Below are 12767 nucleotides of genomic sequence, written 5' to 3' on the forward strand. Positions count from 1 at the left end.
TCGGGGACGGGGCGTACGCGTGCCCGTCACGGCAGCGCCCGGACACCGGCCTCGAGGACCCCGAGGGCGTCGTCGAGCAGCGCGTCGCTGATCACCAGGGGCGGCAGCAGCCGGATCACGTTGCCGTACGTCCCGCACACCAGCACGAGCACGCCCTCGGCGTGGCAGTGTGCGGCAAGCGCCTGGGCGAACCGCGGTGCCGGATCCTTGGTGCCGGGCTCCACCAGCTCGATCGCGAGCATCGCCCCGCGGCCGCGTACGTCGCCGATCCGCCCGCCGGAGTCCGCCCGCAGCGCCTCGAGCCGCGGCTTGACGATCTGCTCGATCTCCGCGGCCCGGGCGACCAGGCCCTCGCTCTCGATGGTCTCGATCGCCCCCAGCGCCGCGGCGCACGCGACCGGGTTGCCGGCGTACGTGCCGCCCAGTCCGCCGGGCGCGACCGCGTCCATCACCTCGGCGCGACCGGTGACGGCCGCCAGCGGCATGCCCCCGGCGAGCGCCTTCGCGGTCGTGATCAGGTCCGGGACGATCCCCTCGTGCTCGCTGGCGAACATGCGCCCCGTCCGTGCGAAGCCGGTCTGCACCTCGTCGGCGACGAACAGGATGCCGTGCTCGCGCGCGAACTCCACCACCGCCGGCAGGAACCCCTCGGCCGGGACGATGAAGCCGCCCTCCCCCTGGATCGGCTCCGCCACGATCGCCGCCACGTTGTGGGCACCGATCTGCGTCAGGACGAGGTCCTTGAGCCGCGCCAGCGCATCGGCCGCGCACGCCTTCTCGTCACCGTCGTAGCGGTACGGGTACGCCATCGGCGCGCGGTAGACCTCCGGCGCGTACGGTCCGAAGCCCTCCTTGTACGGGACGTTCTTCGCCGTCATCGTCATCGTCATGAGGGTGCGGCCGTGGTAGGCGTGGTCGAGCACGACGACAGCCGGACGACCCGTGGCCGCACGCGCGATCTTCACCGCGTTCTCGACCGCCTCGGCGCCCGTCGAGAACAGCGCGGTGCGCTTGTCGTGGTCGCCGGGCGTGAGCCGGTTGAGAGCCTCGGCCACCTCGGTGAAGCCCTCGTACTCGGTCACCATGAAGCAGGTGTGGGTGAACTTCGCCGCCTGCTCGGCGATCCGCTCGACGACCTTGGGCGCCGCCGCCCCGACACTCGTCACCGCGATGCCCGACCCCAGGTCGATCAGCCGGTTGCCGTCGACGTCGACGAGGAGCGCACCGTCGGCGTGGTCGACGAACACCGGGAGGGTGATCCCGAACCCGCGCGCGACGTGCTGGGCGCGCCTCTCGTGCAGCGCGATCGAGCGCGGGCCCGGCACCGCGGTCTTGAGGAGTCGTGCCTGGTCGGTCATGGGTGTCATCCTTCGAGGTTGGCCATCACGTGCTTGACCCGCGTGTAGTCCTCGAGGCCGTACATCGACAGGTCCTTGCCGTATCCGGAGTGCTTGAACCCACCATGCGGCATCTCGGCGACGAGCGGGATGTGGGTGTTGATCCAGACGCAGCCGAAGTCGAGCGCGTTGGACATCCGCAGGCCGCGTCCGAGGTCCTTGGTCCACACCGACGACGCGAGGGCGTAAGGCACGCCGTTGGCCTTGGCGATCGCCTCGTCCTCGTGCTCGAAGGTCTGGACGGTGATGACGGGGCCGAAGATCTCCTGCTGGATCAGCTCGTCCTCCTGCTGCAGCCCGTCGATGACCGTGGGCTCGACGAAGAAGCCGCGGTCGCCCTGCCGTCCCCCGCCCGCGGTGACGGTCGCATGGTCGGGGACGCGCGAGAGGAAGCCGAGGACGCGCTCGAGCTGGTGGACGTTGTTGACCGGCGGCACCCAGACGTCCTCGTCGTGACGGCCCTTCTCGTACGAGGTCGCGGCCGCCTTCGCCTGCTCGGTGAGCGCGGCCACGAAGTCGTCGTGGACCCGCGGGTGCACGAGCACACGGGTGGCGGCGGTGCAGTCCTGGCCGGCGTTGAAGTAGCCGGCCGTGGCGATCCCCTCGGCCGCGGCCTCGATGTCGGCGTCGTCGAAGACGACGACGGGCGCCTTGCCGCCGAGCTCGAGGTGGACGCGCTTGATGTCGTGCGCGGCTGCCTCCGCCACCTGCTTGCCCGCGGCGACCGACCCGGTGATCGACACCATCGCGGGCGTCGGGTGCGAGACGACCGCGGCCCCGGTCGTACGGTCGCCGCAGACGACGTTGAGCGTGCCCGGCGGCAGGAACTCGGCCGCGATCTCGGCCATCATCACCGTCGACACGGGGGTGGTGTCGCTCGGCTTGAGCACGACCGTGTTGCCCGCGGCGAGCGCCGGCGCGAACTTCCAGACGGCCATCATCATCGGGTAGTTCCACGGCGCCACCTGGCCGACGACCCCGACGGGCTCACGGCGGATCCACGACGTGTGGCCGGCCATGTACTCGGCGGTGGCCCGCCCCTCGAGGACGCGCGCGGCCCCGGCGAAGAACCGGATCTGGTCGACCATCGGCGGGATCTCCTCCGCCATGGTCACCGGCACGACCTTGCCGGTGTTGCGGCTCTCCGCCTCGACGAGCTCCTCAGCCCGCGACTCGATGGCGTCGGCGATCTTGAGGAGCGCCTGCTGGCGGTCCGAGGGCGTCGTGCGACGCCAGGTGTCGAACGCCTTGGCCGCCGACTCGTAGGCCAGGTCGACGTCGGCCTCCCCTGACAGCGGCGCGTCCCCGTACGTCTCCCCGGTGCTCGGGTCGACGAGGTCGGTACGGCGGCCGTCGCGGGTGTCGACGAGCTGGCCGTCGACGAAGTTCTGGACGTGGACGGTGTCGGTCATCAGTGGGCTCCTGTGGAGGTGGTCCCTGGCTTGGAGTCGCCAGGGTAAGGCGTGACGATGTTGATGGCGTCGCCGTGGGCGGCGTCGGAGTGGCGGTACGGCCGGGCGACGAGCATGTAGACGAGGCCGACGCCGAGGACGATCGCGGCACCGAGCGCGACGATCCAGGTGTCGTACCACGGGACGTCGGGGTCGTCCCCGGGCCAGATCATGATGAGCGACGCGCCCAGCTGATAGGCGAGCGCCGCGACGGTGACCAGGAGCCCCCAGCCGCCGAGCGTGAACGCGCCGGACGGCTTCCACCCGCGCAGGCGGGCGCGCAGCGCGGCGGCGACGACCATCATGAACGCGAGGTAGATGCCGAACGACGCAAACGAGATGATCCGCACCAGCGCGTCGTCGGAGACCTGCGAGCCGAGGATGATGACGACCGGGATCAGTGCGGCGAGCATCAGGGCGAACGGCGGGACGTGGCGTGCCTGCCAGAACCGCTTGAGCAGCCCGCTGCCGGGGACCATGTCGTCGCGGGCGTAGGCGTAGATCATCCGGCTCGCCGCGGCCTGGAGGCTGAGCACGCAGGACAGGAACGAGATCAGCACGATCACGAGCACGACCCGGAAGCCGACGGAGCCGAACGCGTTCTCGAGCACCGTGGACACCAGGGCTTCGTCCTCACCGGCGAACACGGCGGCGAAGCTCGGCACCCCCAGCACGAGCGCGAAGGTGATGAAGAACGCCGCGGCGCCACCGATATAGATCGTCATCCGCATCGCCTTGGGGATCTGGCGTCCCGGGTCGCGCACCTCCTCGGCGACGTCGCCGCAGGCCTCGAAGCCGTAGAAGAGGTAGAGGCCGATGAGCGCGGCGCCGAAGAACGCCGGCAGGTACGACCCGTCGCCCTGCACGTCGTAGGTGTCGAACAACGCGGCGACGCTGTGGTGGCGTTCGGTGAGCAGGACCCAGATGCCGACGACGAGAGCGCCCACGAGCTCGGCGGCGAAGCCGAAGAACGCGATCCTGGCGAGCAGCTTCGTGCCGCCGAGGTTCAGGAGTGTCGTGAGCAGGATCAGGCCGATCGCGCAGCACACGACGACGGTGGTGGTCTCGTCGATCCCCAGGACGATCGCGACGAACGGCCCCGCCCCGTACGAGACGCCGGCGATGGTCACGGTCAGCGCGATCATGTAGACCCAGCCGGTCATCCAGGCCCACTTACGGCCCCAGAGGCGGCGGGCCCACGGATAGACACCGCCGGCCACGGGATACTGCGCGACCACCTCGCTGAAGACGAGGGCGACCAGCAGCTGGCCGAGGGCGGCGAGCACGATCGCCCAGATCATCGGCGGTCCGCCGCTGGCGAGCGAGGTCCCGAAGAGGGAATAGACGCCGACGACCGGGGAGAGATAGGTGAAGCCGAGGGCGAAGTTGCCCCACAGGTTCATGTCGCGCTTGAAGTCGGAGGTGTATCCGAGCGACGCGAGGTGCGCGTCGTCCGAGTCGAGCGGCGAGGTCGTCACGGGAGTCTCCCTGGGAACGGGCCGGGGGTGGTGTCAAGCAGGCTAGGAGCGACGAGTCCAGCAGGGATCCTGACGAAGTGGCGTGCCTTGGCGACGAGCGGTGGACACTATGTCCATGGCAACCCCGCAGCCCGAGGACCCGTACGGCGTCACGCTGGCGTGGCTGCTCGCCCAGGAGGCCCTGGGGCTCCGCCTGGTCGAGCCCGAAGCCGTCCCGACGGTCTCGCTCGGATGGGCCCACGCGATCGAGCTCGTCGACCCCACGCCGTTCCTGGGCGGCGGCGAGCTCGTCCTCACCACCGGCCTGCGGATGCCACGCGACCACGCGGGCCAGGAGGCGTACGTCGAGCGGCTGGCGGCGGCCGGTGTGGTGGGGGTGGCGTTCGGGATCGGCGTCCGTTTCGACACGATCCCTCCCGGGTTGCGTGAGGCGTGCCGACGCTCGGTGATGCCGCTGATCGAGGTCCCGCTGCCGACACCGTTCGTGGCGATCACCCAGGCCGTCGCCGCGCACCGGGCGGAGCAGCAGAACGCCGTGATGCACCGCGCGGTCGGGTTCCAGCGCCAGATGACGCGCGCGACGCTCGACGAGGGTGTCGCCGGTCTGGTCACGGCCGTCGCTCGGGAGCTGCGCGCGGCGGTCGTCGTGCTGGACGAGCTGGAGCACCCGGTCGCTTCCGCCGGCGAGACGCCGGAGCTGGGTGAGCGCGTCGCGACCGAGCTGGTCGCGCTCGTCGCGCGTCCCGGACGCGCGAGCATCACCGTGGTGTCCGACACCGGCACGCTCGTGATCCAGCGGCTCGGCGGCCTCGAGCGCCCGAGCGGATGGCTCGCGGTGGAGGTCCCGGGTGCCCTGTCGGTCGGCGACCGGCTGCTTCTCAACCAGGCGGTCTCCCTGCTCACCCTCCAGCGTGAGCGACCCCGCGAGCTCGTGGACGCGCGGCACCGGCTCGGCGCGACCGTGCTCGAGCTGCTGCTCGACGACGAGGTGGTCGCTCCGTCGATCGTCCGGCACCTCCGGCACTTCGGCTTCGAGCCGGGCGAGCCCGTACGGATGCTGGTCGCGAGTGCGGGCACTGGCCGCACGTCGCCGCGCGACCTGGTCGCCCACGCTCTCGAAGCGGCGGCGCTGGCGCACGTCGAGACCGACTCCGCCGACGGCGTTCTGGTCTTGCTCCACGACCGGGACGCGGCAGCGGGTGCCGACGCTGTCGTGGACGCGCTCGGCCGTGCGGGCCGCCACGACGTGGTCGTCGGCGTCAGCGGTGCGCTGCCGACCGAGCGGGCCGCGGCTGGCCGGGCGGCGGCGGCGCACGCCGCGGCGTCGGCGCGGGCGTCGCACGAGCCGGTCGGCTGGTACGGCACGCTGACGCTGGAGGCGATCCTGGCCGACGACCTCGTACGAGCACGGGTCGCGACCCTGGCCGCATCGCCCCTGGCCCCGCTGCTCGACAGCCGCACGGAGCGTGAGCGCGTTCTGCTGGACTCGCTCGAGGTGTTCCTGCGGCACAACGGCTCGTGGGAGACGGCATCGCGTGCGCTCGGCGTGCACCGGCACACGCTCCGCCACCGGATGACGCGGGTGGAGGAGCTGACCGGCGCGCGGCTCGACGTCGCGGAGGACCGGGTGGCGCTCCTGCTCGGGCTCCTGGCGCGCGAGCGCTGACGGCCTGACGTCAGCGCGCGAGGCCGAGGAAGAGCAACGCCGCTCGCTCGATGTCAACCAGCAGTGAGGCAGGGAGGCGCCCGATGCGCTCGCTGACGTTGGTGCGCCGTACGGTCGTGATCTTGTCGACCATCGCGAAGCTCGGTCGTTCGATCCCTGTCGTTCGTGTCGACGGAACGGGGATCCGGATCAACGGCGCATCCACGACCGTCGTGGTCAGCGGAACAACGGTGACCGACTCCGTGGCGTCGAAAAGATCCTCTTGAAGGATCAGGGCGGGCCGAGGCTTCGACGCGTAGGTGCCGCCGGCGACTGCCCACAGCTCGCCGCGGTTCACTCGTCCCAGCTGTCGGAGACGGCGTCGACGAAGTCCTGGTCGTCGTCTCGACGGTCGGCGCGTGCGGCGGCGGCGGCCTGGCGGTGTGCCTCATCGCGGAACTGCTCGGTCCGCACGTCGGGAACCCACACCTGGATCGGCCGGTATCCGCGCTCGCGCATGCGCCGGCGGTGCTCGGCAACGCGGTCACGAACAGTCATGTCACCGACGTTACATGTAACACGGGTACCGGCTCAAGATCTCGCAACGGACGTCCTCAGAGTCCGAGCGCGCCCGCCAGGCCGTTGAGCTGAAGCCGGACCCCGCCGCGGACGTGGGGAAGGTCGTAGGTGCCGTCACCGGTCGGCGTCACGAACGCGACCTGCTCGGTCCAGCGCAGACGCGCGCCCTCGTCGGTCGGGGCCAGCGCGACGGTGACGAGCGACGTCCAGCGCAGCACGTCGTTCACGTGCGTCTCGTAGGTGAGGACGATCCGCTGCGCGGACACGAGGTCGACGAACCGGGAGTCGTATGCGAGGCGCTCAGCCGTGCCGTCGACGGCACGGAACGTGCTCCGCGCGGACTCGCCGCCGCCGACGCGGAAGTCGTGCTCGTACGTGGCGTCGCGACCCGGGAGCCGGAACCATCGCCTTCGTACGGCGGGGTCGGCGAAGGCGGCGTACACGAGCTCCGGTGGGACCGCGAGCTCCAGCGTCACGGTGAAGGTGTCGTGCTGGACCTCGGCGGGCGCGGGCGTCGTCATGACGGGGCACAACCACGACGGCGGACGAGCTAGTCCCGGATTGTTAGGTCGCCTCTGCCGGCGCGCCACCGATCCCGATCTCGTTGCCGTCGGGGTCGCGGTAGGTGTGCTTGCGGACCCCGTTCTCGTATGTCTCGCGAGTGGCCGGCTCGATGCCGCGTGCGCTCACCCCGGCGACGAACGCGTCGAAGTCGTCGAAGTCGTCGAAGAACAGCGTCTGCATGGCGTGCCCGGCGTGCTCGGGCTTGAGCTCGACGTAGAGGAAGCGGTGCTCGGCGAGCTCCCAGACGATCTCGGTGTCGTTGGGTCGGAACACCTCGTCCGTGCCGAGCAGACGGGCGTACCAGTCCTTCGCCGCGTCGAGGTCGCTGACGCAGATCCCGGCGAAGAGGTCGATCTGGCTCATCCGGTCAGGCTAGAGCGCGTGGAGCTCGCCGAGGCGTTCTCAGCCGGGCGATCTCGCGCCGCGAGTGCGCGACGGCGCGACTCTCGCCACCGCTGGAGGACGCGAGGTCGTGCGCGAGGTCGAGGGTCGCGTTCATGACGTGCTTCTCCCGCCGTCGGCTCACACCCTTCGGCCGTGACCGGAGTGCGGCGCGTCGAGCGCGGCGGCGCTGCCTGCGACCGCCCGCCACCGCGTCGAGCTCAGCCGCGGTGATCGTGCCGTCGACGACCTCGGGCTGGAGGATCGCCCGGAGGTATCCGCGCTCGCGTGTCCCACCGAGGTGGATCGCGACCGCCAGCGCGACCAGGGCGGCGACGGTCAGGCCGAGCATCATCGCGCCGGCCGCGGCAGCCCCGAACGGGCCCACGAGCGCTGCCATCGAGTCCCAGAGGCCGTGCAGCAGCATCGCGGTCGCGATGAGGGCCAACCCGCGCCCCACGCGCCGCGGCTGGGCGACCGTGCCGATGACGTAGATCAGCCCGGCACTGAAGAGCGCGGTGTAGAGGGCGTGCGACGGGATGCCGGTGATCGCGCGGACCACGAACGTCTCCAGCACGGTCGACGTCTGATCCGTGCCGAAGTGCGACATCGCCGCGTTCTGGCCGTACAGCACGTCTTCCAGGATCTGGAAGCCGAGACCGATGTACGCGCCGACCATCAACCCGTCGTACACCGTGCGGATCACCACCGGCGCGAGCCCAAGGAGCAGCACGAAGAAGACCGCCTTGGACGTCTCCTCGACGAAGGGAGCCGTCAGACCTGCCTGCCAGTCCTCGGCGAAGGTCTGGCCGAAGAGCTTGCCGTACAGGTCCATGAGGGCTGCGTTGCCGGGCAGCGCGAACGCCCAGGGCGCGGCGAAGCCGCCCGCGACGAACGCCGTGAGGGCCAGCCGGCCGGGCGTCTTCTCGTACCGGTCGAACGAGTGCAGGAACAGCAGGAAGACGATGGCGAACAGGCCGGAGCTGACGATCGCGACGGTGTTGGCGTCGGCGAAGATCTCGGCCGTCGGCAGGGACAGGGTCACGAACTTCCAGAGCCCGAGGCCGACGAGGAGGAGATAGACCCAGAAGCAGGCGTTGTGCGGCTGGACGAACCGGTACGGCGCGCCCCAGCCGGACACCATGATCGCGTCGCGGCGGCGGGCGAGCACCCCGTCCCCGTCGGGCGCGGGGACGGGCATCGCGGTCGCGGTCACGAGTCGTCCCGCCGGGTGTCGGTGAAGCTCCGGAGCATGTCTTCGATGTCGGAGCTCCTCTGCTTCATCGCCTCAGGGGCGCCGACGACCTGGACCTCGATCCCGGTGTCGTCGACGACGAAGGCGGCACTGACCCCGACGTTGCGCTGGGACTCGAAGCCCTCGACGAGGCCGCGCAGCCCCGAGTCGGTCGTGAGCGGTCGAGGGCTGCCGGTGACCGAGAACCCGGCGGGGTCGCCGGTCGTGGTGCTGATCCGGTCGATCTGCCGCAGCAGTCTGCGGGTCGAGCCCTTGAACGGACCCTGCGTCACCTCGAAGGAGATGCCGTCCTTGGTGAGGATGGTCTGGTCCATCGCCACCGTGCCGTCGCGCGGCTTGTCGCTCGTGCGGAGACCGCTGACGAGGCCCCAACCCGGTGACGGGGTCATGGTGACGCGGTCGGTGACCTGGAGGACGTCACCGGCACGGATCGGGTCGTCCGACGGGACCTGGTTGTCGATCCACGGGACGAGCCACGCCCAGAGCAGATAGACGACGACCGCCGGGACGGCGTACACGAAGGTCCTCCGGTCGAGCCCGAGGAGCCGGTGCTCGGCCGGGACCCGGTGGCGCGAGAAGCCGGTGCGCGAGATCGCCATGATCCCCCCGTCGCGGGACCAGCGGCCCGCGGTGCGGTCGTGCTGGTGGGTTGCAGACTACGTCGCGGGGAGCGACCGCGCGTATGAGACGCCGCGCGTCACCCACTCCGCCAGCGCGGCGTCGTCGCGGACGGCGTCGCTGCTGACGTGGAGCCACCCGCGCAGCTCGCGTCCCCGCATCATCATCGGCTCGACGCCGTCGGCAGCCTGCAGCGCGCCGACGTCCTCGGGGTCGACCCGCACCATCAGACCGCCGCGCCCGCTCGCCGCGACCGCCATCTTGCCGGCGACGAGGAACGCCAGCCCACCGAACATCCGCTGCTCGCGGAGTAAGTCCTCGCCCGAGGCGATCGCCAGCGACACGTCGCGGATGCGCTCGGCCAGCTCGTCGTCGTACGACATGAGGCCAGTGTGCGCCGACGTCCGGACAGAAAGCGAGGGTTAAGACTGTGCCTCGACGTCCTCCAGCCCAGCGAGCATCACGCGGAGCACCCGCAGCGTGGTGTCGACGTCGGTGTCGGTGAGGTCGCCGGGGACGCGGCCCATGAGCTCGTGCTCGCGGGCGACGACGGCGGCGATCGCGCGTTCGCCGTCGGGAGTGATCCGGATGAGCGAGGAGCGCCGGTGGGCCGGGTTGTCGACGGCCTCGACCCATCCGAGCGTGGAGGCGTCGTTGACCATGCGCTGCACGAACTGACGGCTGAGGTCCTGCGTGCGCGCCATCTGCGGCACGGTGCGGGCGCCCTCTCGGTGGAGCTGGTCGAGGACGGCGCGGACTCCGACGGACATGCCCATCACGGGCTGGCTCTGCTCGACGATCCGGAGGACCTTGCGAGAGAGGGGGCCGACGACGAGATAGACCTCCGCGAGCCGGGCTGCGAGACGGTCGGGGTCCAACGGGGTGGCGGTCACGTTCCCCATGATGACACCTGGGTTGTCAAAGCCGCAGGCGTATGACACCTTGGTTGTCATGCTGGCTCGTACGGACGATCTTCGGCACCTCTCCCTCATTGACCAGCGGGTCGCGTTCGTCGACCGGGACCCTGGCACGGGCGCCACGCCGCTCGTCTTCCTGCACGGAGGGGCGGTCGACCACCGGATGTGGGGACCACAGCTCGACGCGTTCCCCGAGCGGCGCGTCCTCGCGCCCGACGCCCGCGGTCACGGCTGGTCCTCGAACGCGACCGAGGCGAGGCTCTGCGACGACGTGGTCGCTCTCCTCGATGCGCTCGGGATCGAGCGTGCTGTCCTCGCCGGGATCTCGATGGGGGGTGCGACCGCCGTCGACACCGCACTCGAGCACCCCGACCGCGTCGCCGGGGTCGTCGCCGGCGGCGTCGGGACGAGCGAGCCGATGTTCGAGGACGCCTGGGCGCTCGACGTCTTCGCGCAGTGGGAGCGTGCCGCTGCCGCCGGTGACGCGGAGGCCTGGCTGGCGGCGTTCATGGCGTTCGTGCCCGGCCCGCGCCGTACCCGCGCGGACGTCGACCCCGCCGTGTGGGACGCCGTGGAGGCGATGGCGAGCCACACCCTCGCCGAGCAGGTCGTCGTCGACGAGCACGGCGTCGCGGTCCCGCCCGCGAGGCCGACCGGGGTGACCGATACGTGGTCACGGCTGTCGGGCATCTCCGTACCGGTGCTCGCGATCGCCGGTGCCGAGGACGCTGACGATCACCGCCGGATGGCCGAGCGCCTCGTCGCGTCGGTGCCGCACGGAGAGCTGGTGATGATCGAGGACGCGGCGCACTACCCCAACCTCGAGCGGCCGGAGCGCTTCAACCGCGTCCTCGATGACTTCCTCGCGGCGGGCGGGCTCTGACCCGACCGATGAGTTCCCGGGTGGCCGTCCAGGTCTGCCCACCATGACCGACACCAGAAGCCTGACCACACCCGCTGCCACGCTCGCCTACGACGTACTCGGGCCCCTTCCGCCCACCGATCGGCCGGCGCTGATGCTCGTCGCCGCCCCGATGACCGCCGAGGGGTTCACGTCGCTCGCGACCGGCTTCGGCGATCGCACCGTCATCACGTACGACCCTCGTGGCCTCGGCCGCAGCACCCGGCACGACCACTCGACCGCGCACACGCCGGAGCAGAACGCCGAGGACATGCACCGGATCATCGCCGAGCTCGGCATCGCTCCGGTCGACCTCTTCGCGAGCAGCGGCGGCGCCGTGAGCGCCTTGGCGCTCGTGGCCGCCTACCCCGACGACGTCGCGACCCTGGTGGCACACGAGCCGCCGATGCTGGCCCTGCTCCCCGACGCCGATCGTGCCTTCGCCGCCGAGAAGGCGACGCACGGGATCTATCACGAGAAGGGGTGGGGGCACGGCATGGCGTCGTTCATCGCCCTCTCCTCGTGGAAGGGGGAGCTCACCGACGAGTTCGCCGCTGCCCCGCCGCCCGATCCGTCCGCTTTTGGCCTGCCGTCGGAGGACGACGGGTCGCGCGACGATCCGCTGCTGTCCGGCGTCTCGGACGCGATCACCGCGTACGAGCCCGACGTCGACGCCGTCCTCGCGGCGCCGACCCGCATCGTGCTGGCGGTCGGCGCCGACTCGGCGGGACTGCTCACCGACCGTACGACCGCCGCCGTGGCCGGGGCCTTCGGTCAGGAGCCGGTGGTCTTCCCTGGCGGCCACGGCGGGTTCCTCGGAGGGGAGTTCGGCCAGCAGGGCGACCCGGAGGCGTTTGCCGTACGGCTGCGCGAGGTGCTCGACGAGACGTGACCGCGGAGGTCACTTCACGACGTCGAAGACCTGCTTCTGGATGCCGTTCGGGTACGCCTCGTGCTCGACGAGCGTGAGCTTGGTCGTGTCCTTGTCGGCCTCGCTCCACAGGCGCTTGCCGGCGCCGAGCAGCAGCGGGAACACCAGCAGGTGGTATCGGTCGACCAGCCCTGCGTCGGCGAGGTTGTGGCCGAGCTCCGCACTGCCGTGGACGAGGATCGGTCCGCCCTCGGTCTCCTTGAGCGCGGCGACGTCGTCGAGCGAGCGCAGGATCGTCGCGGGCCAACGGTCGTCGTCGGACTCGAGGGTGGTCGAGACGACGTAGCGCGGCATCTCGTTGTATTCCTTGAACTCCTCCATCGTCGGCCACACCGGCGCGAACGCCTCGTACGACCGGCGGCCCATCAGCATCGCCCCGGCCTCCTTCTGCTCGCGATCCTTGATCTCGTACGCGGCCTCGTCGAACTCGACGTCCTTGAACGTCCAGCCGGAGTTGCGGTAGTCGGGCTCGCCGCCTGGGCCCTCCATGACGCCGTCGGCGGAGACGAAAGCGGTGACGATGAGGGTGCGCATGGTGTCCTCCAGTGATCGGGTTGCGACCGCCACGACCCTAGTGCCGGGGCGGTTCTCGCCTCTACGCCGAACGGGGCAGCACCTTTTCGACACCGTGGCCCGAGGTTTTCTCATCG

The 12767-nt window shown here is 70.9% G+C and carries 15 protein-coding genes; 3 read left to right on the forward strand and 12 right to left on the reverse strand.

Annotated features, from left to right (window positions below):
* Positions 1 to 26: 26 nt before the first annotated feature.
* From gabT to KV102_RS07500, 3 genes are read right to left on the reverse strand one after another with little or no spacing between them, the layout of a single operon-like run.
* Complete coding sequence (gabT, locus tag KV102_RS07490; RefSeq protein ID WP_374106996.1) at positions 27 to 1358, reverse strand: 4-aminobutyrate--2-oxoglutarate transaminase; 1332 nt, start codon at positions 1356 to 1358, stop codon at positions 27 to 29.
* Between the two features lie 5 nt (positions 1359 to 1363).
* On the reverse strand, positions 1364 to 2809 hold the full coding sequence (locus KV102_RS07495) for a gamma-aminobutyraldehyde dehydrogenase (RefSeq protein ID WP_220345777.1): 1446 nt from the start codon (positions 2807 to 2809) through the stop codon (positions 1364 to 1366).
* Positions 2809 to 4326, reverse strand: coding sequence for an APC family permease (locus KV102_RS07500; RefSeq protein WP_308290256.1), 1518 nt, complete (start codon positions 4324 to 4326; stop codon positions 2809 to 2811). The genes KV102_RS07495 and KV102_RS07500 overlap by 1 nt, the downstream gene beginning before the upstream one ends.
* A 115-nt stretch (positions 4327 to 4441) precedes the next feature.
* Here KV102_RS07500 and KV102_RS07505 point away from each other — a divergent pair, with 115 nt between their 5' ends.
* A complete protein-coding gene (locus KV102_RS07505; RefSeq protein WP_220345778.1) occupies positions 4442 to 5992 on the forward strand; it encodes a PucR family transcriptional regulator in 1551 nt (516 codons plus the stop codon).
* Positions 5993 to 6002: 10 nt separating this feature from the next.
* Here KV102_RS07505 and KV102_RS07510 read toward each other — a convergent pair whose 3' ends face one another.
* Genes KV102_RS07510 through KV102_RS07545 form a run of 8 tightly spaced genes read right to left on the reverse strand, consistent with a single transcriptional unit; the run spans position 6003 to position 10261 of the window.
* The gene (locus KV102_RS07510; protein WP_220345779.1) at positions 6003 to 6329 is read right to left on the reverse strand and encodes a type II toxin-antitoxin system PemK/MazF family toxin; all 327 of its coding nucleotides are present in this window, start codon (positions 6327 to 6329) and stop codon (positions 6003 to 6005) included.
* The gene (locus tag KV102_RS07515; RefSeq protein ID WP_220345780.1) at positions 6326 to 6529 is read right to left on the reverse strand and encodes an antitoxin MazE-like protein; all 204 of its coding nucleotides are present in this window, start codon (positions 6527 to 6529) and stop codon (positions 6326 to 6328) included. The genes KV102_RS07510 and KV102_RS07515 overlap by 4 nt, the downstream gene beginning before the upstream one ends.
* A 56-nt stretch (positions 6530 to 6585) precedes the next feature.
* Positions 6586 to 7071, reverse strand: coding sequence for an SRPBCC domain-containing protein (locus tag KV102_RS07520; protein WP_220345781.1), 486 nt, complete (start codon positions 7069 to 7071; stop codon positions 6586 to 6588).
* Positions 7072 to 7114: 43 nt separating this feature from the next.
* Positions 7115 to 7477 (reverse strand): VOC family protein, encoded by a 363-nt coding sequence (locus tag KV102_RS07525; protein ID WP_220345782.1) that lies wholly within the window; start codon positions 7475 to 7477, stop codon positions 7115 to 7117.
* 4 nt (positions 7478 to 7481) lie between these two features.
* Positions 7482 to 8711 carry a PrsW family intramembrane metalloprotease gene (locus tag KV102_RS07530; RefSeq protein WP_220345783.1) on the reverse strand — a complete coding sequence of 410 codons (1230 nt, stop codon included), beginning with the start codon at positions 8709 to 8711 and terminating at the stop codon, positions 7482 to 7484.
* Positions 8708 to 9349, reverse strand: a complete 642-nt coding sequence (locus tag KV102_RS07535; protein ID WP_220342993.1) for a hypothetical protein — start codon at positions 9347 to 9349, stop codon at positions 8708 to 8710. Before KV102_RS07535 ends, KV102_RS07530 begins: the two co-directional genes overlap by 4 nt.
* A 57-nt stretch (positions 9350 to 9406) precedes the next feature.
* Positions 9407 to 9751, reverse strand: coding sequence for a TfoX/Sxy family protein (locus KV102_RS07540; RefSeq protein WP_220342994.1), 345 nt, complete (start codon positions 9749 to 9751; stop codon positions 9407 to 9409).
* Between the two features lie 39 nt (positions 9752 to 9790).
* Positions 9791 to 10261 carry a MarR family winged helix-turn-helix transcriptional regulator gene (locus KV102_RS07545; RefSeq protein ID WP_220345784.1) on the reverse strand — a complete coding sequence of 157 codons (471 nt, stop codon included), beginning with the start codon at positions 10259 to 10261 and terminating at the stop codon, positions 9791 to 9793.
* Positions 10262 to 10319: 58 nt separating this feature from the next.
* Here KV102_RS07545 and KV102_RS07550 point away from each other — a divergent pair, with 58 nt between their 5' ends.
* Together KV102_RS07550 and KV102_RS07555 are read left to right on the forward strand one after the other, a co-directional pair.
* The gene (locus KV102_RS07550; RefSeq protein WP_220345785.1) at positions 10320 to 11168 is read left to right on the forward strand and encodes an alpha/beta fold hydrolase; all 849 of its coding nucleotides are present in this window, start codon (positions 10320 to 10322) and stop codon (positions 11166 to 11168) included.
* 43 nt (positions 11169 to 11211) lie between these two features.
* Positions 11212 to 12078: an alpha/beta fold hydrolase gene (locus tag KV102_RS07555; protein ID WP_220345786.1), complete on the forward strand. Its 867-nt coding sequence runs from the start codon at positions 11212 to 11214 to the stop codon at positions 12076 to 12078.
* A 9-nt stretch (positions 12079 to 12087) separates the two neighbouring features.
* Here the strand turns inward: KV102_RS07555 and KV102_RS07560 are convergent, their stop codons facing one another.
* Positions 12088 to 12651: a dihydrofolate reductase family protein gene (locus KV102_RS07560; RefSeq protein ID WP_220345787.1), complete on the reverse strand. Its 564-nt coding sequence runs from the start codon at positions 12649 to 12651 to the stop codon at positions 12088 to 12090.
* Between the last annotated feature and the right edge of the window lie 116 nt (positions 12652 to 12767).

This window comes from Mumia sp. zg.B53, from assembly GCF_019550935.1.
Lineage (GTDB): Bacteria > Actinomycetota > Actinomycetes > Propionibacteriales > Nocardioidaceae > Mumia.

Bases quoted from the DNA above. Each gene is read 5' to 3' on its own strand.
- KV102_RS07535 (WP_220342993.1), bottom strand. From the start codon at position 9,349: ATGGCGATCTCGCGCACCGGCTTCTCGCGCCACCGGGTCCCGGCCGAG.
- KV102_RS07540 (WP_220342994.1), bottom strand. From the start codon at position 9,751: ATGTCGTACGACGACGAGCTGGCCGAGCGCATCCGCGACGTGTCGCTG.
- KV102_RS07525 (WP_220345782.1), bottom strand. From the start codon at position 7,477: ATGAGCCAGATCGACCTCTTCGCCGGGATCTGCGTCAGCGACCTCGAC.
- KV102_RS07505 (WP_220345778.1), top strand. From the start codon at position 4,442: ATGGCAACCCCGCAGCCCGAGGACCCGTACGGCGTCACGCTGGCGTGG.
- KV102_RS07555 (WP_220345786.1), top strand. From the start codon at position 11,212: ATGACCGACACCAGAAGCCTGACCACACCCGCTGCCACGCTCGCCTAC.
- KV102_RS07495 (WP_220345777.1), bottom strand. From the start codon at position 2,809: ATGACCGACACCGTCCACGTCCAGAACTTCGTCGACGGCCAGCTCGTC.
- gabT (WP_374106996.1), bottom strand. From the start codon at position 1,358: ATGACCGACCAGGCACGACTCCTCAAGACCGCGGTGCCGGGCCCGCGC.
- KV102_RS07520 (WP_220345781.1), bottom strand. From the start codon at position 7,071: ATGACGACGCCCGCGCCCGCCGAGGTCCAGCACGACACCTTCACCGTG.
- KV102_RS07560 (WP_220345787.1), bottom strand. From the start codon at position 12,651: ATGCGCACCCTCATCGTCACCGCTTTCGTCTCCGCCGACGGCGTCATG.
- KV102_RS07550 (WP_220345785.1), top strand. From the start codon at position 10,320: ATGCTGGCTCGTACGGACGATCTTCGGCACCTCTCCCTCATTGACCAG.
- KV102_RS07515 (WP_220345780.1), bottom strand. From the start codon at position 6,529: ATGACTGTTCGTGACCGCGTTGCCGAGCACCGCCGGCGCATGCGCGAG.